Origin of the sequence: Pedobacter nyackensis (assembly GCF_032678475.1) — a bacterium.
GTDB classification, from domain to species: domain Bacteria; phylum Bacteroidota; class Bacteroidia; order Sphingobacteriales; family Sphingobacteriaceae; genus Pedobacter; species Pedobacter nyackensis_A.
Genome location: NZ_JAVTSF010000007.1, coordinates 389,606 through 411,302, shown reverse-complemented (window position 1 = coordinate 411,302; position 21,697 = coordinate 389,606). Strand labels below are relative to the sequence as shown.

The 21,697-nt window shown below is 37.4% G+C and carries 14 protein-coding genes, 1 tRNA gene and 1 pseudogene; 9 read left to right on the top strand and 7 right to left on the bottom strand.

Annotated elements, in window-relative coordinates:
• Nucleotides 1–85 precede the first annotated feature (85 nt).
• Complete coding sequence (locus tag R2Q84_RS21595) at nt 86–892, top strand: helix-turn-helix transcriptional regulator (protein WP_316818681.1); 807 nt, start codon at nt 86–88, stop codon at nt 890–892.
• On the opposite strand, the gene R2Q84_RS21590 is transcribed toward R2Q84_RS21595, so the two are convergent.
• Nucleotides 873–1,697, bottom strand: coding sequence for an alpha/beta hydrolase (locus tag R2Q84_RS21590; protein WP_316818680.1), 825 nt, complete (start codon nt 1,695–1,697; stop codon nt 873–875). The two genes, R2Q84_RS21595 and R2Q84_RS21590, sit on opposite strands and share 20 nt — an antisense overlap.
• Before the next feature lie 112 nt (nt 1,698–1,809).
• On the opposite strand from R2Q84_RS21590, the pseudogene rhuM reads away from it, so the two are divergent.
• Nucleotides 1,810–1,905 (top strand): annotated as a pseudogene (gene rhuM / locus R2Q84_RS21585) (RhuM family protein); the annotation flags it as partial.
• 528 nt (nt 1,906–2,433) lie between these two features.
• On the opposite strand, the gene R2Q84_RS21580 reads toward rhuM, so the two are convergent.
• From R2Q84_RS21580 to R2Q84_RS21565, 4 genes are all read right to left on the bottom strand, one after another.
• A complete protein-coding gene (locus R2Q84_RS21580; protein WP_316818679.1) occupies nt 2,434–3,024 on the bottom strand; it encodes a hypothetical protein in 591 nt (196 codons plus the stop codon).
• Nucleotides 3,025–3,693: 669 nt separating this feature from the next.
• On the bottom strand, nt 3,694–6,225 hold the full coding sequence (locus tag R2Q84_RS21575) for a DUF262 domain-containing protein (RefSeq protein WP_316818678.1): 2,532 nt from the start codon (nt 6,223–6,225) through the stop codon (nt 3,694–3,696).
• 3 nt (nt 6,226–6,228) lie between these two features.
• The gene (locus R2Q84_RS21570; protein WP_316818677.1) at nt 6,229–8,118 is read right to left on the bottom strand and encodes a DUF262 domain-containing protein; all 1,890 of its coding nucleotides are present in this window, start codon (nt 8,116–8,118) and stop codon (nt 6,229–6,231) included.
• 95 nt (nt 8,119–8,213) lie between these two features.
• A complete protein-coding gene (locus R2Q84_RS21565) occupies nt 8,214–9,986 on the bottom strand; it encodes an AAA family ATPase (RefSeq protein ID WP_316818676.1) in 1,773 nt (590 codons plus the stop codon).
• Between the two features lie 867 nt (nt 9,987–10,853).
• Between R2Q84_RS21565 and R2Q84_RS21560 the strand changes: the two genes are divergently transcribed.
• The 7 genes from R2Q84_RS21560 (at nt 10,854) to R2Q84_RS21530 (ending at nt 19,952) form a co-directional block, all read left to right on the top strand.
• Nucleotides 10,854–11,801, top strand: a complete 948-nt coding sequence (locus tag R2Q84_RS21560) for a retron St85 family effector protein (protein WP_316818675.1) — start codon at nt 10,854–10,856, stop codon at nt 11,799–11,801.
• 188 nt (nt 11,802–11,989) lie between these two features.
• A complete protein-coding gene (locus R2Q84_RS21555; RefSeq protein ID WP_316818674.1) occupies nt 11,990–12,976 on the top strand; it encodes a retron St85 family RNA-directed DNA polymerase in 987 nt (328 codons plus the stop codon).
• Nucleotides 12,977–13,328: 352 nt separating this feature from the next.
• On the top strand, nt 13,329–14,027 hold the full coding sequence (locus R2Q84_RS21550; RefSeq protein WP_316818673.1) for a hypothetical protein: 699 nt from the start codon (nt 13,329–13,331) through the stop codon (nt 14,025–14,027).
• Entirely contained in the window at nt 14,024–16,363 is a 2,340-nt protein-coding gene (locus R2Q84_RS21545) for a DEAD/DEAH box helicase (RefSeq protein ID WP_316818672.1), read from the top strand. The genes R2Q84_RS21550 and R2Q84_RS21545 overlap by 4 nt, the downstream gene beginning before the upstream one ends.
• A gap of 48 nt (nt 16,364–16,411) precedes the next feature.
• The gene (locus R2Q84_RS21540; protein ID WP_316818671.1) at nt 16,412–16,834 is read left to right on the top strand and encodes a hypothetical protein; all 423 of its coding nucleotides are present in this window, start codon (nt 16,412–16,414) and stop codon (nt 16,832–16,834) included.
• A 147-nt stretch (nt 16,835–16,981) separates the two neighbouring features.
• The gene (locus R2Q84_RS21535) at nt 16,982–17,620 is read left to right on the top strand and encodes a hypothetical protein (RefSeq protein WP_316818670.1); all 639 of its coding nucleotides are present in this window, start codon (nt 16,982–16,984) and stop codon (nt 17,618–17,620) included.
• Between the two features lie 613 nt (nt 17,621–18,233).
• On the top strand, nt 18,234–19,952 hold the full coding sequence (locus R2Q84_RS21530) for a recombinase family protein (RefSeq protein ID WP_316818669.1): 1,719 nt from the start codon (nt 18,234–18,236) through the stop codon (nt 19,950–19,952).
• 160 nt (nt 19,953–20,112) lie between these two features.
• On the opposite strand, the gene R2Q84_RS21525 is transcribed toward R2Q84_RS21530, so the two are convergent.
• Nucleotides 20,113–20,186, bottom strand: a tRNA-Arg gene (locus R2Q84_RS21525).
• Between the two features lie 86 nt (nt 20,187–20,272).
• Nucleotides 20,273–21,643: an exonuclease domain-containing protein gene (locus R2Q84_RS21520; protein WP_316818668.1), complete on the bottom strand. Its 1,371-nt coding sequence runs from the start codon at nt 21,641–21,643 to the stop codon at nt 20,273–20,275.
• Nucleotides 21,644–21,697 lie beyond the last annotated feature (54 nt).

Genomic DNA, 21,697 nt, shown 5'->3' with positions numbered 1-21,697 from the left:
GAACTAAAAAAAATAATTTACCTTAGAGGTATCATCCTTAATGCAATGAGATTAAAGAATTTTCTATAATAGATTATCAGTAAGTATGAAGTTGCCAAAAAATTATTCTGATTTTTTACAGACCATTAAACATTACGATATTGGTGAACTGGGTGACATTTTCAAGCAGCAAAGAGATCGCCCCAATAAGATCGGCTACTACTTTAACCACTTTTACAGTCTTATGCCTGCCAGTTATATTCTGGATTACACCACTGGAAATTATATCTTCGGTACCGATAAAATCAGCAGCTTTATTGACAGGCCATTATCTCATTTTCTTGACGGTGGCGTGGAACTGGCCGTCAGCTTGTTTCATAAAAAAGATTTGAAGGTCTATAGCGAGAAAGTTATTATCAATAATATCCAATTCCTAAAAGATAAACCGATAGCAGATCATACAAATTACGTCCTTAAATGCAATTATAGAATACGAACAAGTAGAGGGGATTATCGTAATGTTTTACAACAATCTGTTTTTATCAAATCCTCAGAAAACGGAATGCCCCTAGCAGCCCTCGGATTCCTACAAGATATTACCCATTACAGGAACGATTCAAAAATCGTTCAGACCATCGAACCATTGATCCATACAACAAACTCAGGAATAGGAACCGGCAAGCCTTTATTGGTGAATACTTATTTTTCCGATGAGCAGGAAGCGATTTTAACACCCCGGGAAATAGAAGTCATGAAATATCTTTGTGATGACCTGACCAGTATAGAAATTGCTAAAAAACTAGGTATCAGCCGTCATACGGTTGATACATATCGCCGTAACCTCATTTTAAAAACAAACTCCAAAACAGTAATTGGTGTCATTCGCTATGCCTTTACACATGGTTATGTGTAGCATCAATATACTCATCAAGCAGATTGTTAAACTCCTCAGGCTGATCCAGGTTGATAAAATGTCCTGACTTACTGAACCGGTGAATTTTGTTATTCCAAAGCGGCAAACTAATATCTTGTAATAGATCAGGTCCTATGACATCATCCTTTCCTCCTACGGTAAACAGACAGGGTATATTTGCATTTCGGATTAAATCAATCTCATTTGAGAACCGTTGTTCAACAATACTTTTTAATAGTTTTCCACGAAACACCTTAGCTGTAGAGTTATAGTCTTCTAACAATAACTCAGCAAATGCAGAATTACCTGATTGTAAGACTGTATTAAAATATAAAGTAACATGACTATCATCTGTTTTATCAGAAAAAAGAACGGCTTCGCTTAAAGCTGTTGACCGAATATCCGAAGGTGTGATTTCAGTCCCCACAATCGCAGAAGAAACAATAACAATACCATGAGGCAGCGGAACGAATGGAAGCATTTCCGTCACGATATTGCCACCTAATGAAAGTCCAACAAGTGTAAAAGGTTTATCATTCGATATGGCGATAACAAATTGCGCCATTAGATGTCCGAATGATTGAATACTGATATCTGACAGGGGTTCAGATTGTCCATGACACGGCAAATCAACAGCAATCAGTCTGTAGGACTGCAATGATGGAGAGGAAAGCTGTAAGTGCCATAGATCAGCAGAGTTGGAGTTACCATGAAAGAATATTATTGTCTTCTGTTTATCAGGATTCAATTCTATATAAGAGAACCGGGCTTTATCAGCTATTATAAATTTACGATCATATTTCATGCTGAAAATAAAGATACGAGCTTTATGGATTTTTCTACTTTATGGAGAAAATAAGTCTATTTAATCGGCAATTGTCAAGGAATACTTGACAGTTTAAAAAAAAGGAGCTCGAACATTTAAAAGGAAACTGAAGTTTTACTCTTTAGATGTAATTATCTCCGTTGGCTATCGTGTTAAATCTCAAAGAGGCACGCAATTTAGAATTTGAGCAAACCAAGTGCTAAAGGAATATTTATTTGTAAGTGTTTTTTACTTTTTTTCTAAACATTAGAAATTCTATAACAGAACATACTAAGTAAATTATTGAGAAGCATAACAGTGTTTTTAGTGGGGCGGGTGTAAGGTTATATTGATAAATATCCATCGAAACATTTACGGCCAAAAAAACAAAGCAAACTAGCGGAATTCCTGAAAATGTAAGAAAAGACAAAAAATAACTATTCTTAATCTTATCAATTTGATTTAGAAAAATAGAGAAAGAACCAGAAACCATTACAGCAACATAGATCATTGAAAAACCAAGATTTAACAATATATCCATAATATAAAAAAACCTTTCTAAAAGAGTGGTATCAGCAGGCTGTAATTCAGCGATAAAAATTCTGTAAAGAAAAAATAGCACAATACTTAGCAGAAGATTAACCACCCAAAACCTAAATACAATTTTCCTCATATCTTATCTATAACATTCTGAATAGAAACCATCATTCAATATCATCATCATTTTCTATTTAACTTAATCCCGTTTTTCCCAAGAACCTTTTTCGTCAAGAATCTTTAAATAACGGTTATATGGTTCATCCGCGTGATAAAGTTGGTACAGCTTATCAGTTAGCCCTGTGAGAAAGTTAAAGAAAATTGAAAAGTCTTCATTTGAGTTGTAAAGCCCGCCCCACTCGTTCAATATCCAATTGAACATTTTTCCATCCCGAGTGGTGATCGAAAATTTCAGGTAAGGAATATCAGCATCTGTCTTTTTGTAATATTCCAGCTGGAGTCCTCCCAATAACCCTATTTCCTTTACGGGAACCAGAATAGATTGTATTTCCGAAAACAAAACAGAACCGAAACGGGAACTGATAAAGCCATCTTTACTTAGTGAAACAATTTCCCTCGACTGCCTTTCAGAGCTAGCTTTAAACAGCCTGTAAATGGCAACGAACATTAAAGGTAAGGAGATCAGCAATAGCCAGGTTGGGAAAAACGGGTCAGAATGCACCAGTAAAACAGTGGCTGTTAACGCAATAGTCAGTAAGGTGGTAAAAAACCAACCCAAAATAGTTGCGCTTTTTTTGCTGTTATTAAAATTGAAATGATAGGTATTCATAAATGACTGCTTTGTAGGCATTGTACGATCTCGACAATCCAGATTGTTCGGAGCTTTTAATGGTAAACTTACAGATAAAATCTAACCCAAATGCAATTATGAATACTAATCCAAAGTCATATACCCAAAATCATTCTTAGTTATTAATTAGGTAACTGATTTTCAGGATCACGAACGGAAGGTTAAGGGATAAAAAAAACGGAGTGAAAATTTCTAAAAATCTTCACTCCGTTGATGTACCCGCATGCGGACCAAATTCGAAAAAGTTTTATGATGATCTGAAGAAAATAGCTGATTTGGATCAACTGTTTTCGAGTGAACCCCTTAGTAGAGATTTTAAGCTAAAATATAGACGGAATTATAAAAAGGAAAAAGATTAAAAAAGGCCTTTAATACATATTAAAGTAAGAAAATAAGCTAAAAAGTATAATAATAAATAATTTAGCTTAAGTCTGCTTTTATCTCTAGTAGGGTGTTTTTGATGTGTATAAAAATCAAATTTTATCTCTACTAGAGATGTATAAAAATGTACTTATCTCTAGTAGAGATATTTTCGCAGAAAAGTGGCAGATTGTATAACTTATTTTAACAGTAATCTTTTAAAGTAAAGCTAGTTAAATAAAAGCGTGTAAATGATTATTTGCTTACTAGTTTTTCTTCTCCTAACTTTTATGCTAATTTCTGCAATTCGCTCTGTTTAACGCCATCAAGGGCTAAAAAAATGCTCAAAAGCTTTTCGATTATTTCATCCTCAGGTAAACACAGCAAATAGTTTTCTTCTTTCTCAATAAATTCAAACCCCACATCAAGAAGAACCTGATCAATCTCCGAGGGAAAGAAACCATCCTTCCTAAAAAAGAACCTTAGCAGCACACTTCCATCAAGGTTGCCAAAAACATCCAGCGCAAAATGGGTATCTTTATAAAACCACTTATCAAAAAAGGCACATGGGCGGTTGAAAACATCTTCACCACCAGCAAGATAATAATCTCTATCGGTAAACGGCAAAATCTCCATCCCGGCAAAATAACGTGTATAAAGATCATAGGAAAGTAGTTCGGCATGCCCCCCGCTCATGCGTTCGCCCTTGAAGATCACAAAACCATGGGCAGTATTCTGCCTGAAATAACGCTTACCTCCGAGATAGGAAAAAAGTGCTGGATTATCTATAAAGCGCTCTCTCCAACTATTCCCTTTCTCCCTAGAGCTTATGCCCCTTTTTAGACTACCCTCGATATCATTTACATCCAAGCTGTCAAATATAGCTTTGAGGATGTTCGAATGCCCTCTATGGGCTGCCTCATCCTTATCCAATTTAAAAAATCGTTTCCAGCTGATATCGCGATCAAAACCAATCAAAAAACTCTGATTATGGCTTTCTTTGAGCGAATAGTTTCCAAGACTCAAAAGTGCCCGTTCCCATATGTACTCCCCCTTGGCCGATAACGATTCCCTCAATCCATTCTTTGAAAATACCTTTTCAGCCTTTTTGAAATAACCTGCAAACGCTGCTTTTATTTTAGAATTTAGCTCTTGATCCATCTCCGTGTCCAATAATATCCCAGATTGTTCAACCCCAGCAAGAAAAAGTAGAAACCCAATTTGACCATTGAAATAGGAATGCTGCTCTGCCTGCAAAATCAACTCACGCCACTCCCCATCCATCACGATCAGCCTGGCCTTCATCTTCTCTTCCCTCCACTGGTAATCATCAAAGCCCGGAAGCCCCGCCACCATACCAGCAATACCCGGAAGGATATCTGAAGCAAGGGGCAACAACAAATCAATAGATCTAATCGAATTCAAGAAACCGCTCAACCTGTCATAGGGTAGTGTACCCTCTACCAGGTTATGTACTACCCTAAGCCATTCAGCAATCCCCTTAAAATCCTCAGAACCTCGACTGATCAGGTATTTATAATAGGCGTAAAACTTCACACGTGAACCATATTCCGCCACCTTATAATTTGTAGAAAACAAGTTCCTTAAGACACTATTCTCATTAAAATAAAATCCCTTGCTAAAATAGCTTTCAGCACTCGGTCTGTTTTGCAGAATATCCAGGAAGCGGATTATCTCATCCACTATTTGCTCATCAAGCTCATGCAACGCATTATCTTCTAAACCTTTAAACAGACCAAGCTTATTGTAACCATAAAAAGAGATCGGTGATGACCTTGACAAAAGGGGCTCTAGTATCTTTTCATGCTTATTTACGTTTATACCATTTGCCGATGAGTAAACGGCAATTGCCATCGTACGTATAAAATTGGTCAGGAACACATCATAATTATCCGGATCATATTTGCTGAGAGTCCAAAATATATTCGACCAGGTAGTATCTAACTGATGAGCATAATAGCTTTTCAAGAATACCTCTCTGCGCACACCATCAAAGTCCAAAAAGTAACGACGGTCCCGCAAGGTAACCTGGGATAGATACTGCTCAAAATTGGCTTTAAAGTTCTCAAATGAAGTAAGGGTTACCCCACGGGCATTCATCTTGATATACAAATCATCAGATAGATTGTGTTCATCTAGATCCAGAAATAAAAAGGTAATTACCCGTCGCTGCTGATCGGCAAGGCGTTCATAGAAACCCTCCGAGCCTGGATAGAACCTTTCATGGATTGCATCAAGCATATTAAGCATCCCCTTTACCGTTGGATCATTGATCCAGGAGAGTGAGAACCAGTACGCATTACGGATCGTCTTAGAAAGTGCATTAATTTTTCCCTTATCAGCGGGCAATAGCGTATGCAAATCTAGATCAGTCTGAAATAACGCATTGCAAAAGTTCCTGGATGCACTTCTAGTCTCATAGGAAAACTTTGAGACTACATAACCATCTTCCTCGTTGCGGTGAAGGGCAATCCCAGCAAAATGAGCAAAACTGTCCGAACGCAACGCAAGGTACCAATGTAGAAGCATCAGCGTAGTCAACCGCTGCTGTCCATCAAGAGGTATAAACTTAGGTAGTCCATTTTCTTCAATGGTATTTCCATATATAAAATCTAGGTCCCGTTCTATTTCATTGCCAGAAAGATACCCAAATAGTTTATCCAAAAAAGCATTCCTGATCTCAAATTCACCTTTTCTTCCCTGTGCATAATCACGCTGGATAATGGGTACCTGTAAGTGGCAGGTCGATAATAATTGGGTAAAGGAAAGCCTTCTGCCCACAACGTTTCTCTTTTCCATAAACTAACCTTTTTTTAAATAATTTTCTAACACATTTAGCATCTCCCTCAGGTAATCCTCTCCATCAACCCTGCTCCAGCTCATTACATCAGTAAGCTTTCTGCTATAGGCTTTAAGGAAAACGTTGCGGGTACAGATCGGCGTAAAAATCCCGCATCGCTCATTGTCCTGTATACGTTTGCGCTTAAGCGGATAGAAAGCATTCTGATAACTTCTATTGGTATAACTATCTAAAAGAGCAAGATTAGATATATTGTTCCCATCGCCCTCAGTGTCCTCCCGAAAGTAGCGCCTGAAATAATCAAAACAACGCAGGAGCACGTCCTTTTGATACCGCTGTAACGAGAGCTGCTCCAGGAGCTGAAAAAGTACTACTCTTACCTCTTGCTCAACCTCCATTGAATCCAGCCTTGCACTTTGTTGATCCTCTTTAGACTTGCCGGTAAAATATTCCAGTGTGTCCCTCATCCAAGCTTCCCACTCCTTATCGGTCACCAGTGAACGGTCTGTCTGGGAGCGGATATGCTCAATGTCCCAATTTTGGCTCTTGTGTAAATCAAAGGGATATCTTGCATTAGACTTTCTGGATTCCAGTAAGGTCTGAATGTTAAAGAGCAATAGTACATTGAATACCTGTCCTTTTTTGTAACTGAGCTCGCTAACCTGCGAAGCAGTTAGCCCCAACCTATTCTTAATCTCCCGCTTAAGTGCATCTTTGAACTCGCTCTTGCTCAGGAAGTCCAGATGCTCATAGCCGGTCTTGACTACCATGATCTTAGGAACCGACATGTCTGTGGCAACCAAGTAACCAACCAGATGATAGAGTTCCCGATCATTGAACCATTCGTCAAACCGAAGAAAATAAGTGTTGACCATCGACCATAACTGCTCAATATTGGGTACCTCACCATTTTTCTGTTGGCTCTCCTCAAAAAGCGTATTGAAATAGTAAAAGGTAAAATTCTCCTCTTTTTCCTTGTCCCGACCGCTCATCAAGTCAAAGATGTACTCGATCCGGCTAGAATATCTGCGTTTAGATCCTCCATTATAGATAAAATGCCAAAATGATTCATTCTGTAACGTATTCTCAATCCTATCCCAATCACTAGCTATCTGTAGCTGTTTTACATAAAAAGCACTCGCAGAGCTCTGCTTTTCCCATCGTTTTAAAAAAAGTGCTTTGATCAGTTCTGCATTGGTTAACTTAATCTTACCAATATTCAATCTGGTAAAAATATCATAGGAATTTGAACCATCCCTGACTTCGTACCAGATTACCTTTACAGGGTTTTTGATGTCTTCCTTTGCCAACAGTACCGAAATAAAGTCCCTGCGATCCTCCCTATCCTTATCGGAAAACCAGGACTGGATCGCCTCGTAAGCCCGAGACATATAATGAAAATCGATATTCTTCTCCCGCTCAACTGTTTGGTTATAAAGGATTGAGATTTCATTGAGAAAAGCCTCACTAGAAACTCTGGTACCATAGGAAATCGAAAACTCTTCCCTATTGTACTCCTCTTTTACCGAAGTCTTCAATGCCGTTACCAGATAACGAACAATGAGCTTTATCGTAGTGAGGCGTTGCTGACCATCGATAACCTCCCATTTCTCCCTACCATCAATGGTCTGGGCTTTGACCACCACTGGCTGCAAGCAATAAAACTCATTCTCCTTTAACTCTCGCTTGATCTTACGGCGCGCAAAGTCCCATACGTCCTCCAGCAACAGTATAACTTGTTCAGTATTCCAGCGATATCCCCGCTGATAAGAAGGTATAAAGAATTCCTCCATGTTCTCTTTGCCGAGCAGGTCATATATTGTCCGTAATGTTAAGGAATTGTTTTTGTTCTCTATTAAATCCACCATATACCGATATTGACTATTTATCATGTTTATTTAAAAAACCGATATACTTTTAAAAGATAATAAGACTCTTTTTTTGCCTTCTTCCATTTACCTCAATGTTAAATTTCTATTTAATATTATTACACTCTCCATTCTACAAACTCCCTATTCTCCTCATAGATCTCCCGAAGCTTGAGGGCTAAAGCGGATTTCGGATCTTTGATGGTAATCACCAATGTATCTATTGCTCTGGTCAGTGGGATTAACGCCCACATGAACACAAAACGATCCCTCTTCTCCTCCTCGGACTCCAATGCCAGTTCCATTTTCCCAGGATCTTCTCGGTACTTTCCCATCAGGGAACGAACCAGTTCATCCATCTCAATGCAGACCACGGACCAGCCCTCTAATCCTCTACAAGATTCATATTGAATGAGTCGATGCTGATCGACACTTACAGGATAATCTCGCCTAAGTTCCTTATTTGTGCCGTCCCAAAACTTGATCTGGCCCTCAAACTCATCTACCAAGGAACAGTGCTTCTGCTTAACCAATTTACTTACTACCTCTGTATCCTGGGGGTTCCTTTTAAAACTGACCATTTTATCCGCATCATTGACAATCTTAGATGGCGGAACAAGAAAAAGCATCTCATAAGCTTTGTTCCCACTCTTTAAACAGTCCGCATAAATATTCTTATGGACATTAAGATCATAGTTCGTAGTAATAATCACTCTGCCCCCTACGAATTCCTCGTTTGGCTCTAGCTCCCAAGCCAAGTGGTGCTTATCAGCGAACTGATTCACAAAACTCACTAGATTGGCCTTTTGTCTAAAGGACTTACGTTCATTGGTCTGCACAAAATCATGATCCAACCTCCATTTAGGTTTCACCCATTTAGGATCATTCGATGCTCGCACCTTTTGATCGGGAGCTTGAGAGATTACTATCTTGTCGGGACCAAAAATTGAGTAGAGAATCTCTACCTCAAACGGATTCCAATCCTGCGCCTCATCAATCATTATATAATCCCAGTTGACCAATTGATGGTTCTGTTGCATAATCTCTTCGATCTCAATCTCCGACTTTTTATTCGTCCTAATGAACTCGGCCAGTTCCTTACAGTAAGTTTCATAATTCCTGAAAAACTCGCGATCATCGAGCACATCCTTTCCTGTATATATTCCAAAGCCTTCAAAAAGATCGATAAAGAACTTGAAGAGCGTCATAATCCTAACACTCTCTCTACCAACCCCATCTGGTATATGCGCGAATGTCAGTGTACGCCTGATATCGGCTACCAGGGTAAAGTTATAAGTCAGGATCAAGCAACGCTTCTGATAGTTTAGGCAAAGGTCACAAGCGATATTGAGCAACTTTACAGTTTTCCCCGTCCCCGCCTTTCCCTGGATAATTACGAACTTCCCCCCTTTGTCGGAGCTGTCCAAAATAGCCTCAGCAAATTTTTGATCCTTTAGGATCTTCTTAGACATACGTTCGAAGTGGGAACGTGTAATATTCCCTACGTTCTTACGAATATTCTCAAAAAGTTCAAATGCTGCCCCAAGTTTCTCCACTGGTACCACTCTGGAATCCCAGGAGCTCGAAGCCCAATATGGGTTCTTTCCCATGCCCTTTTCATAAGGCTTACTCTGAGAGAGCACCAACATTAAAAGCCATTTCAGGCTAAAATTTTTGGGCAATACATTGTGCTCCCCTTGATGCTTAAGTTCGGAAAGTTCTTTCGAGCTTACATTTTTCAGCCAGATAAAATTGGTTACGAAAACCGACCTTTCCATCTGGATCACATTCTTCAGGTAGCGAACTACGGAATATTTCTGCCGCTCACTCTGATAGGTCACATCATGTTTCTTGCCATGGTATTCTACCAATATGTTATTTTGAGGCCCCATATGAATATCCTTTGGTCCATGTTTTTTGAGTTCGATACAGAAACAGAAGTTACTGAAGTAAACATTCTTCTCTATATACTCTTCCTCGTCCCTAGGGCGGAATTTAAGCTTTCTACTAAAGCCCAAACCCAGTTCACCAAAGACGACTAGGTCAACATCCTTCACTTCTTGGCCAAACAACGTGACATTGGTCACAATCGTGATATCGCCATCTAGATTGTCCTTAACGCTTTCAAAAAGTAATTTTAACTCAGCGCCAGCTCTATACTCATCCGTATCTGGCTGTCCCTTTAAATTAATCTTTATAGGCATGGTAAGTAGGGAAAGTTAAAATTTCGAAAAGTCCAAAAGCATTTTGGCCAAAGCCAAAAAACACTTTCTCCACAGATAAACAAAGAGTCCCTCTCATCTTGGCACAAAAAATGGTTTACATCTCTGAAATACCGCATAGAATAATTGTTTGAAAGTTCATACCTAAGCCCCAAACAACCCGAAAGCATTAATTATCGAATAGTGCATACTTAGATATCCAAATATATCATTTCTGTCTTAAAAAGGTTATCGAGCAAACTCAAAAACAAGTTCGATCTGTTTAATCACATATCTAAAATTTCTATTTCTTCTTATCAGCTTTAGTAGCAATCAATCTAAGTACCGAGCGTCATCCCTAAATGGCAAACAATAACCATTTCTTGCCAAACCGACTAGACACTGTGACTGATCTGATGGCTAGGTTTAAAAACAGCACAATTCACACTAGGAGCTTACTCTTTATAAAAAACACACTCCCAAGGCCGTTTAGCTCTTGATATCATTCCTGACTCTCATTGTCATAAACTTTCCATACCTTTAGTAGAAAAATTTGGTATGCCCATTAGTAATATTGATGAATTTTCTGATGAAGCCTGTAAGGTTATTACTAAAAGAATTCGTGATAATATCTTTCGTTCTGCGATAGATTTCAAAACAACAGTCTTTTTATGTGGTGCAGATTTAACAAAAAAAACTACTATCCGTCACAAGGTATCGGAAGTTCTGAAAGGCAGCTTTTTCTACAACCTTTATATAGACCTGATTTACCCAGAGGACCTTTTCGACGAAATTTTATACAGCTCAAACTCTTTGGATCTTTTATCCTTAGAAAACCTTTTGGCTGATAGTGTTGACGCAGTCGTAATCATTCCCGAAAGTCCTGGGTCTTTTGCAGAGTTAGGTGCATTCGTGGGAAACGAAAAGCTTAGGAATAAGATAATTTGCGTAGTTGATGAAAAGTACAAGAAGGATAAGAGTTTTGTGAATCAGGGCCCTATAAAACTAATCAAACAGGCTAATAATAACAATGTCGTATTTATTAATCCAACAGAAATTGGTAAGGGGACAAGTAGACTATCGTTTCTGAATATTCTTTCAAATGATAGGGAGGTAGAAAAAATCGTGTCTTCGGTTAGAAAACTGAAAACAAAAAGAGATAAGAATGAAATTACGCTCTTACAGTTAGACAAATTTTTACTACCCTCAATTTTTCTAATGGAACCAGTCACGAAAAACACCTTAGTTAAAATGGTAGGCTATGCATTAGAGAACACACAACACGCAGTGAGTTCTACAGCTACAGCGCTTTCGATATTAACCAAAAAGCGTCAGGTTGAACTTACAGCCAAAGGCTATGTTTTAACACAACTTGGAAGTGCAGAATTTTTAAGCTTCAGAAAACACAATAGCAGATACAAAGAGCCAGAAAGAACTTTGGCTATTGATGATCTTCGACTAGAAATATTAAATTTGAAAAATAGAAATAAAAGAATGAAGGTATAAGATAAAATATTTAGACACCAGACACTGCTTGCAGTCGAAAGTGAGTGGATGTTGATCCGGCATCCGAGTTTTAAACACAACTTTATAATCTAAAATTGTAAAGGATTCCACCCCAGAGGGGCCCCCGAAATCCTTTACAATTCTCTCAAAAATTATGATGTAAATACTATCTTATCCTTCAAACTTTTATGAACCAGACCGACACCATCAAATTGAAAATGCTTGGACTACCCGTTATCCGGGGGTTGGATGATTTTTCTGCGCTCACTCATGTTTCTAAATACACAATATTTCAACTCTCTCAACATTCAGACAAACATTACCTGACTTATCAGATTCCGAAAAAATCGGGAAAATTAAGACAGATTAGTCAACCAAGCAAAAAATTAAAAGGATTGCAATCCTGGATATTGGTAAATCTCTTAAATAAACTTAAGGTCTCTAATTCGTGTAAAGGATTTGAAAAAGGTTCTTCGACCCTTCAAAATGCAGAGCCTCATAAGGGGGCAACATGCGTAATAAACATGGACATTCTGGATTTTTTTCCTACTGTTTCGGAAAAGCACGTTTATAATATTTTTAACTCAATAGGGTATGGTAAACTAATTTCAACAATCCTTACCAAACTATGTGTACACAATGGAGCTTTACCACAAGGAGGGCCCTGTTCCCCTAAACTCGCTAACCTAGCCACATGGCAAATGGATGCAAGAATCCAAGGCTATGTTGGAAAAAGAGGGATAAACTATACCAGATATGCCGATGATTTATCTTTTTCTGGGATCAGCCCTGTAAAAGTCGTTCAGATTATTCCAGTAATCACAAAGATCATAAACGATGAGAAATTCCAAATAAACAAAAAAAAAACACGTGTTTCAGGTTCTTCTAGGGCAAAAGTCATTACTGGTCTGACCATATCTGGTGAAAACGTAGGTATAGGCAAAGACAAATATAAAAAGGTCAGAGCCAAAATACATAAACTAGCCGTCGCAAATGAACCTACAAACATGGTTCTTCTCTATGAAATAAATGGATGGATAGCGTATATGAATAGCGTGGATCATAGAAGAATGCAAAAAGCTAGGAAATATGTAAAAGACCTATCGATTAAATACCCCGATTCCTTAGTTCCAAAAATTTCATTTCCCAAAGTACAAAAAAGGAAGAGTATTTAACAGAAAAGACCAAATCCACGCGTAGCGTAACTCTATACAAAGGATTAAACAATATACCTTAAACGCTAAAACACGCCAATAAAATCAGACTTTTATATAGGCTTTCAAACGCGATTTTAGTGCTCTAATCAAATACGTCGATTGCAAATTCACAATGCTTTTTTCCTAAAAAATTAAGACTTTACCTAAAGGTTTATTATATTCGAATTACAGAGTATAATGAAGATCACAGAATTATGTTGTTAACCCTAGTAGAGGGCAATTAACTTACGATTAGAACTGAGTAACCAAATAAACCAATAAAACTATTGATACCAATTTTTATAATTGGTTCTGAAATAATAATATAGAAATGCAAATTGTTAGCGCTCAAAAAATAGACATGTCTCACCATGGCATTACCACAGCCTGTGCGGTATATTTGATACATGTTAAAATACTGGATATAAAAAAACGGGCTAAGTCCATTATCGATACTATTACCAATAGAAGTTGGATTACATCTTTAGGCCCCATAGATAGGGTCTCTTATGACGCAAGAGCTGAAAAGACTATTAAAAAAATTGTAGAAAACATTTTAATGAAGGTAGACGACAAGGTGACTTCCGATTTCGGTGAATACCTTGTTTCTGATTCAGCGGGGAACGCCCTCAATATCCAGCATGGACATACAAAAATAGCGCTAGCTGAGCTCTGGAAAGAACAGGCATCTGGAAATCCAGGTTTCGATTTTCACACAGAAAGCTCTACCGAGCTTATAATTTATGGAGAAGCTAAGTTCAAAACCTCAGACAGCCCTTATACCCTTGCTTTAGACCAGATAGTCAATTTTGTGGATGATAAAAAGGATTTAATGGAACTTACAGACTTAAAAAACTTCTGCTCGGCCAATGCAATAACGAATGCTTTAAATCACAAAAAGGGCTTTATTGCAGCTTTTTCTTTAAATGCAGTAGATCACAATAAAATATTTGAGAAGGCATTGAAGACAGCTTCTGCACAGAAGCTAATGGTACATAATGAGTTATACTTAATCGGCGTACAAGTATGAAATTAAGTGCAATTGTTAACAGAGAGGACACTAATTCTCTGATGCAATCCATGATGAACAAAATACATACTCGTGGCCCTATAAATATTGTAGATTTCGAGTACCTCGCCTACGTGAAAAAATTTCAACCAGAGACGTTTAAGCAGTATGAGAAAAATCTAATCAGCATAATTGGCCTGTTTTACAAAACCTCTGAGGCGACCGGTTTGATGCAGGAGATTTACGCTATCCTCGCCGATACCATCGAGCAAGAGACCGGCAGGCGTTTTACGCCAGTTCAAGCTGATGCTTTTAAAAAAATTAAAGATAATATTTACTTCTCTTTTTCAGCACCCACTAGCGCAGGCAAGTCATTTCTCTTTCGAGAAATCATCAGCAAAGCCAGTGGTGACATTATTATTGTCGTTCCTTCAAGAGCCTTAATTGCGGAATATATGCACATTTTAAGCGCCTTAGTGGACAAGGATGTATTGGTACTTCAATTTATAGAGATTGTAAACATTTTTAAAACAAAACGACGAATATATATAATCACCCCAGAACGTGGAATCGAGTTGTTCAAGCATATATCCAGACTCAATATTGAGCTGTTTTTATTTGATGAAGCACAAATTGCGGATGAGGATGTGAGAGGAATGAAATTTGATTCCTTTGTCAGACGAGTTGATAAATTTGTACCAAACGCACGCAAGGTTTTCACCCACCCATTTATCCAGAATCCGGAAGCACAACTCTCTAAGCATAATTTCCAACAAAATGCCGATCATTACTGCTACAAGCAATATTCCGTAGGCAAAATTTACCTGTCTACAAAAAATGACAAGTTTAGCTACTTCTCCCCATTTGATACCAGTGCCAATCCAGAAATCATTTTGGCTCAAGAAGACATCATACTGAAAAAGCTATGTGAAGATGGCACCGTATTGATCTATACTTCCAAAAGCAAAATTTATAAAGGAGAATTTCTGCTGGATTTTGCCCGGTATATCGACGTTTGTCAAAAACTGACTGATCCTAGAGCACTCGAATATATAGAGGAGTTAAGAACTTTTATAGGAGCCTCTGTACGTGGAAGGGAAAAGCACTCCAACTTAATTGAAATGATGGAAAAAGGCATTGTCATTCATCATGGTTCGATACCTCTAAAAGCCAGATTGATTATCGAAGCTTTCGTGAATAATAATTTCGCGAGAATTTGTTTTTCAACATCGACACTAATCCAAGGTATAAATATGCCATTTGACGTGGTATGGATTAATAATTTTGTTTTTAATGGAACAGATAATCAGAAGAATTTAGATCTCAAGAACCTAATTGGTAGAGCAGGCCGAAGTACCCAGACAAAAAACAGTTTCGATTTTGGGTATGTCACTATTGAAGAAAAAAACATGCCAACTTTTAAATCTAGAATGCAGGAAGCCTCGTCAATCCGGGCTACATCATTACTGGATGATAAGCTAGCTAATATTTCTGAAGATATGAAAGACATTGTTCAGGCGATTAAAAATGACACGTTTAACGACGAACTTCAATTAACACAGAGTCAGGTGAACCGAATTAATGTGGCCGATTTGGATACAGATATTTTATACATTTTAGACCATTTACTGATTGACAATGTTGCCATTCGAGGTAGACAATATTACAATTTAACAACCCACTACCGAAAAAAAATCAAGCAGGCCTTTCAGAATATCTTTATAGCCCATCTGCGCAGGCAGGATCTGACCAAGTCTGAAAAAGCAATTCTAAGTGCCTCTATTCCTTTGTTACTATGGCAGATACAAGGCAAATCTTTCGCAGAAATTGTCAGTTTAAGACACGCTTACCTCACCGATAGAACAGAACAACGACTAATAATTGCCAAGGTAAAGAGAAATGAGATTACTGCCACTGAAGGAGCCGAATTGAGAAAGGCTATTAAAATTAAACGTTCTCCAATGGCTGCACCATTACCAAATGCAAAAGTAAGGGCCCCTAATTTGTTTGATTCAAATGAGTCCGTTTTGGATTTAGATTACGACAGGTTGGTCTACGACACATATGACTATCTGGACAAAGTAATCGGACATTCTCTTACAGACCCTTTATGTGCTGCCTTTCTCTTATATTACGAAAAGACAAAAGACATAAGAGCCTTAACGATGTGGAATTATATCAAATATGGAACAAATGATGACTTAGAAATCTGGTTATTAAAATATGGATTCAGCTTCGATGACGTAGAATGGATTCAAAATTATGTAGATAGTGTTGACGAGAACCAAATCATATTTAACACCTCTATTTCGGAATTAGACGCAGAACAAGCACAAATTATTGAACGCTTCCTATAAAAAACTAGAAGATTACACATACTTGATCATATAACATTTTATCAACACATGGACACCTACATCAAAATTTTAAAGTACGCCAGTACATTAGAAGGATTTACTTATGAAAATATCTTTACCTATGTCAGAGAGAATGACTTGAGATTTTATGCGGATCACAAACCAACACATTATGACAGCCAACTTCAGCACCTATTTAGACAGGATTTTCTCGATGAGAATGGAGATAGACCTAAAAGAGATTGCAATGGCAATTATGTAGGGCAGTTTTATCTGAAATCGGAAGCTTACAGCTATCTATTGAATTATGAGGCCTTGCAACAAGCAAGGGAAAATTCAGAGATTGCTAGACGGGAATCGATAGAAGCTACTAGATTATCTAAAAAGGCAGTGGATTATGCTCGATATTCAATTTACTTAACTGGAGGACTAGCACTAATCCAAATATTTTTGCAAATATTTTTTAAATAGAATTTTGGCGATGATCTGTTGCCAACATAAAAAAGTAATACATCAATCCAAATAATATAGCATAGACCACCGGTGTTGACTATGTTGATAAAAGCATCGCGCATCCCGCAGCATTTTAGTAAATTACTCATATCAAAAAACGAACAAATGTTAACGTTCTTAAAAAAACTATTCTATATTTTCGTGCCACTAGAAGAAACTCCAATTCGAAAAATATTCAAAAATCATACTCCAGAGCAGGTTTTAGTTGCCCATCATGAGGCCGGGCATATAATGGGTGCATTATATCTGGGCATCGAGGTCAAGAATTGTCAAATCTATTTAAATCAATCTGGACAATGGGAAGGAAAAACCGAATACAATTACGGTTATTCAAAACCTTACCTGGAGCTGATGATAAAAATAAAGCAAGGCAAAGATGTCCTTACAGAATCCAACATACAACCAATTACCAAGGCCGGAATTATCCGATATTCCGTCGCTATTGCGGGCCCGATTGCAGAGCTAAAACACATTAATGGATCAAGTATTGATGACCTTGAAACTTATCGGAATGGATCTGATAAAGATGCATGCTGGGCGGTGATAGATTTTTTTAAACAAACAGGGCTACACAAACCAGACATGGAAAATGATTTCCGATCCCACATCGTCAATCTTTTTGACCGACCACATTCCTGGGAGGCATTACAGACACTCGCCTGCAGAATACTAACAGCAAATAATCATCAGATCAGCCCAAGTGAGATCAAGCAGATCATCCAGCCTAAGCACCTATTGATTTAGTAGCAGCCAATAAACTGGAAAAAGTCACTCAAGGCCATTGACATGTCTTCGGATAAAAAACTAAAGCAAAAACAAAGAGATTAAAATCAAATCCACGTTCAAGAAAAACTACCTGTTCTACCTAAAATATCATTCTGGATTGTCCTGTTGATGGTCATCACATCCTTCTCAAAAAATATTTGTATCACCAGTAATCTCTAGTTTTAAAAACTACAGAACCGTATTAGATTTGCTTATTTTCTCTATTCGTCTTTCGATCTGAATATATTCACCTAAAACTTTCATTGAATCAGTATAAATCTTGTTTTTATCAGAGATTAATTTTATCGGCGTTTCTTTTACAAGTCATTTTTTAACGTAATTAAATATACATTTAAATATACATTGAGTGTTTTTGATATAGGTTTAAGCTAACACACATTTCCTTAATAAGGCAATTTTGAATTACACAAATAACTAAACCTATATATTTAAAATAGCAGTGATACACTGAAATACATGAAACCATCTCCCATAAAGGCTCCTATAAGATAAATACCCTTGTTATTTCAATCATAATTATAAAAAATCTTGATCTTTCTTAGTCAATTGTTAATTAATTTAATATCAAAACATGAAAGCAGTAGGCTACTTAAGATTAAGTACAAAAGATCAATCTAAATCTTTACAATATCAAGAATCCATTATTCGGGATTATTGTAAAAGAAACAAGTTGACAATTTTGGAAATCTTCAAAGACAATGGTGAAAGCAGTGATACCTTTGATAGGCGCAATTACCTTGAATTAGAAAAATTCATCAAAAAACATAAAGGAAAATGCCAGTACTTGGTTGTTCTTGATCACGATCGCTTCAGTAGAAATCTTCCTGAAGCTTTAACAAAGATTGCGGAACTAGAGCGAAAACACAATGTAAAAGTGATTTCCACCAACGAACCTATTGATTTAGACACATCAGATCCTGATGTGTTTATGAAACGGGCTTTTGATTATCTTATAGCTAATCGTGAACTTCTTACCATTAGAAACAGGACAAGACAAGGAATTCGAAATGCGAAAGAAAATGGCAGACATCTAGGCAAAGCTCCATTTGGTTACCGAAATCTTAAAAACTCAGGTAACGGCCGTACTATAGAGATTGACGAGTCTCAATCTTTTATAATTGAAAAAATCTTTAGGGACTATGAGTTTGGAGTTCCTCCAAATGTGATACATAAAAGCATAATATCTTTAGGATTCAAAAACACAGGGAATAGTACAATAAGAAATATTTTGGAAAATTGCGTTTATGCTGGATTGACAAAGGTTCCGGCATACAAAAATCTCCCAGAGAAATATGTCAGAGCCCTGCACCCACCTATTGTTTCTGAGGTCGACTTTTGGCGAGTTCAGAAATTACTGAAAAACAAACGTACAGAGCGTGCAAGAGAAAATGAGGACTTCCCATTAAGAGGAATCATAAAATGTCCCTGTGGTCAAAATCTAACTGCAGGGTGGACAAAAGGCAAAAATAAATACTACTTATACTACAAATGTACTGATCACCCTGGCACCAATATACCTGGCAAAGAAATACATGGAAAATTTGAGGAGTTATTAAGATATATAACGCTTCAAAAAAGCATCGTAGATTCATTAAATCAAGCTTTATCCATGCTATTGAATGAATTATCAAATAAGAAATATGATCTCAAAAAAGAAAGAATAAAATCTATTGAGGGCCTAAACAAAAAAATAGCACAGTTGGAGAATAAGTTCATAACCGACCAAATTTCCATTACAACATACAAGGATTGGTCAGTAAGAACAAAATCAGAAAGAGCAGTTATAGAAAAGACATTTCAGGCAAACATAAATAAGAAGAAAAACCTTGAAAACCTGATTAAGAAGTTCAGTTCTGGTAGAATTAATCTTTATAAGATTTATAATACATCTACTGTATTTCAAAAACACATGCTAGTTCGTATAATCTTTAGGAATAATCTTACATGGGACGCGGGTTTATTTACCTCATCGTATTTTAACGAATGCCTACAATTCAACCTTAAAAAAAGTGGCGTGAAGGCTTTATTATCGATTACAGAGCTTAAATCATCAACAACAGAAGTAATAAACAAGGACGAATTCGGATTAACCACCCCACAAATGAGAAGAGCAAGGAGAACAACAGATCAAAAAAGAAAGCCGGAAGAAATTGAAAAAGAATCTCAATTCATTGATCTGATAACTGAATTAGTAGCGGAAATCATAAAATCTGACCTCCAAAACAAGCAGCTAGAACACACTCCAACACAACACACTGATAATCAAAAAAAAGAGCAAAAATATCGATAAAAATGTCAAAAAACTGATTTTTCTAAATAGTTGCTAAACAATTAATTAAGGATTAAACAGGAGGTAAAATTAGCTTAAAATAAGCTAAAACTATTGATTTTTCACTTCATTTTAAAAGCATAAAACCTTAACAGACAATCTGTTAAGGCTTTAGATAATGTACCCTGGAAGGGATTCGAACCCCTGACCCACGGTTTAGAAAACCGTTGCTCTATCCAACTGAGCTACCAAGGCATCTCCCTGTTAGGAGCGGCAAAGATAGAAGTTAAGATGTAAACTCGCAAATCTATTTGCTATTTTCATGCTAACAAACTTATAAATCAGACCTTTATTTTTCTTTGGGGATACTGTTCCACATGATTAATGATCAAATTCAGGATATAATCGTCCGAAGGATATGGTTGTAATACCGATTTAAGCATTTCCGCACCGTTAATATCAACATGATGTGAAATATAGCCCATTCCATAAAACTTACCCTCCTCTACCAGCAAACAGCTTTGCTCATCTTCAGTACGGCCTTCACCAATCACCGCAAACGTAGGAAGGATAGATTTCAAATAAGCTATCGCATATTTTACCCTTACATTGTAAGCCGCAGCAGATTCCTTACCCACACATGCCCCACTACACCTGCCTTCTTCATGCGCCGTGCAGCAAGCCCTGTTTTTTTGAATGAAACAAAGCTTCTCACAAAGTAGATGTTCTTTAATCAGCAATCTAAGCAAATCATACCCCTCCAATAAAGTATTAAAGCTATACAATACCGCTAGCTGTTTCTTGTATTTATCAATTCCGAGGCGCATATAGCCATTTTGATCCTCAAAGAGATACATAGCATACTTTTGCTCATATCGCTTTAAAGCGCGGTTGTTTTGAGGCCACAAACGCTTAATTTCTGCCGCTTCAAGAATAAACGCCATCAGTTCGGTTCCGCAGACTTCAAAATCGATGCTATAAATGTGTGCCAGAAAATCCTGTCGCTGCTTACCAGTATTGTTCCCTGTGAAATGAGAACAAACACGTTTATAGATATTTTTAGCCTTCCCCACATAAATCACCTCTCCTTTCTGATCTTTGAAATAATAAACTCCAGGTGAACGCGGCAATCGATCGATCTGCGATTTAGGCAAATTAGGTGGCAACAACTGTTCTTTCGACGAACGACTTAACGTCTGGGCAATAACACCCTCCGTATCCGCATTCAATAACATGGTCAAAAGCTCTGCTGTAGCAGCCGCATCTCCCCCAGCCCGATGTCGGTTATTGATATTGATATTTAAAGCCGTACAAAGCTTACCAAGGCTATAAGAGCTATACCCCGGAAATAGTTTACGACTTAACCTTACTGTACATATCTTTTTACAGTTCAGCTCATACCCACAGCTGTTTAACTGGTGCTTTATAAAGGAAAAATCAAAATTCACATTATGTGCTACAAAGACCTTATCATGTAACAACTCATAAATCTCTGCAGCCACATCGCTAAACACCGGGGCATCCATCACCATGTCATTGCTGATACCCGTAAGCGATTCGATATATGGTGGTATATCCTGCTCAGGATTAATCAAGGTATCATAAATACTGATCACTTCTACCCCATTATGAACCAGAATAGAAATTTCTGTGATTCCATTCCCAGCGGCAAAACCGCCAGTGGTTTCAATATCTACAACAGCATACAACATTCAACTTAAATTTACACATTTTACCTCGCAAATATGCTAATAAATTTAGTATTC

Coding starts and splice junctions, on each gene's coding strand:
- R2Q84_RS21555 (WP_316818674.1), top strand. CDS start 11,990: ATGAACCAGACCGACACCATCAAATTGAAAATGCTTGGACTACCCGTT.
- R2Q84_RS21520 (WP_316818668.1), bottom strand. CDS start 21,643: ATGTTGTATGCTGTTGTAGATATTGAAACCACTGGCGGTTTTGCCGCT.
- R2Q84_RS21540 (WP_316818671.1), top strand. CDS start 16,412: ATGGACACCTACATCAAAATTTTAAAGTACGCCAGTACATTAGAAGGA.
- R2Q84_RS21530 (WP_316818669.1), top strand. CDS start 18,234: ATGAAAGCAGTAGGCTACTTAAGATTAAGTACAAAAGATCAATCTAAA.
- R2Q84_RS21595 (WP_316818681.1), top strand. CDS start 86: ATGAAGTTGCCAAAAAATTATTCTGATTTTTTACAGACCATTAAACAT.
- R2Q84_RS21580 (WP_316818679.1), bottom strand. CDS start 3,024: ATGAATACCTATCATTTCAATTTTAATAACAGCAAAAAAAGCGCAACT.
- R2Q84_RS21570 (WP_316818677.1), bottom strand. CDS start 8,118: ATGATAAATAGTCAATATCGGTATATGGTGGATTTAATAGAGAACAAA.
- R2Q84_RS21550 (WP_316818673.1), top strand. CDS start 13,329: ATGCAAATTGTTAGCGCTCAAAAAATAGACATGTCTCACCATGGCATT.
- R2Q84_RS21545 (WP_316818672.1), top strand. CDS start 14,024: ATGAAATTAAGTGCAATTGTTAACAGAGAGGACACTAATTCTCTGATG.
- R2Q84_RS21565 (WP_316818676.1), bottom strand. CDS start 9,986: ATGGGGCCTCAAAATAACATATTGGTAGAATACCATGGCAAGAAACAT.
- R2Q84_RS21535 (WP_316818670.1), top strand. CDS start 16,982: ATGTTAACGTTCTTAAAAAAACTATTCTATATTTTCGTGCCACTAGAA.
- R2Q84_RS21590 (WP_316818680.1), bottom strand. CDS start 1,697: ATGAAATATGATCGTAAATTTATAATAGCTGATAAAGCCCGGTTCTCT.
- R2Q84_RS21560 (WP_316818675.1), top strand. CDS start 10,854: ATGCCCATTAGTAATATTGATGAATTTTCTGATGAAGCCTGTAAGGTT.
- R2Q84_RS21575 (WP_316818678.1), bottom strand. CDS start 6,225: ATGGAAAAGAGAAACGTTGTGGGCAGAAGGCTTTCCTTTACCCAATTA.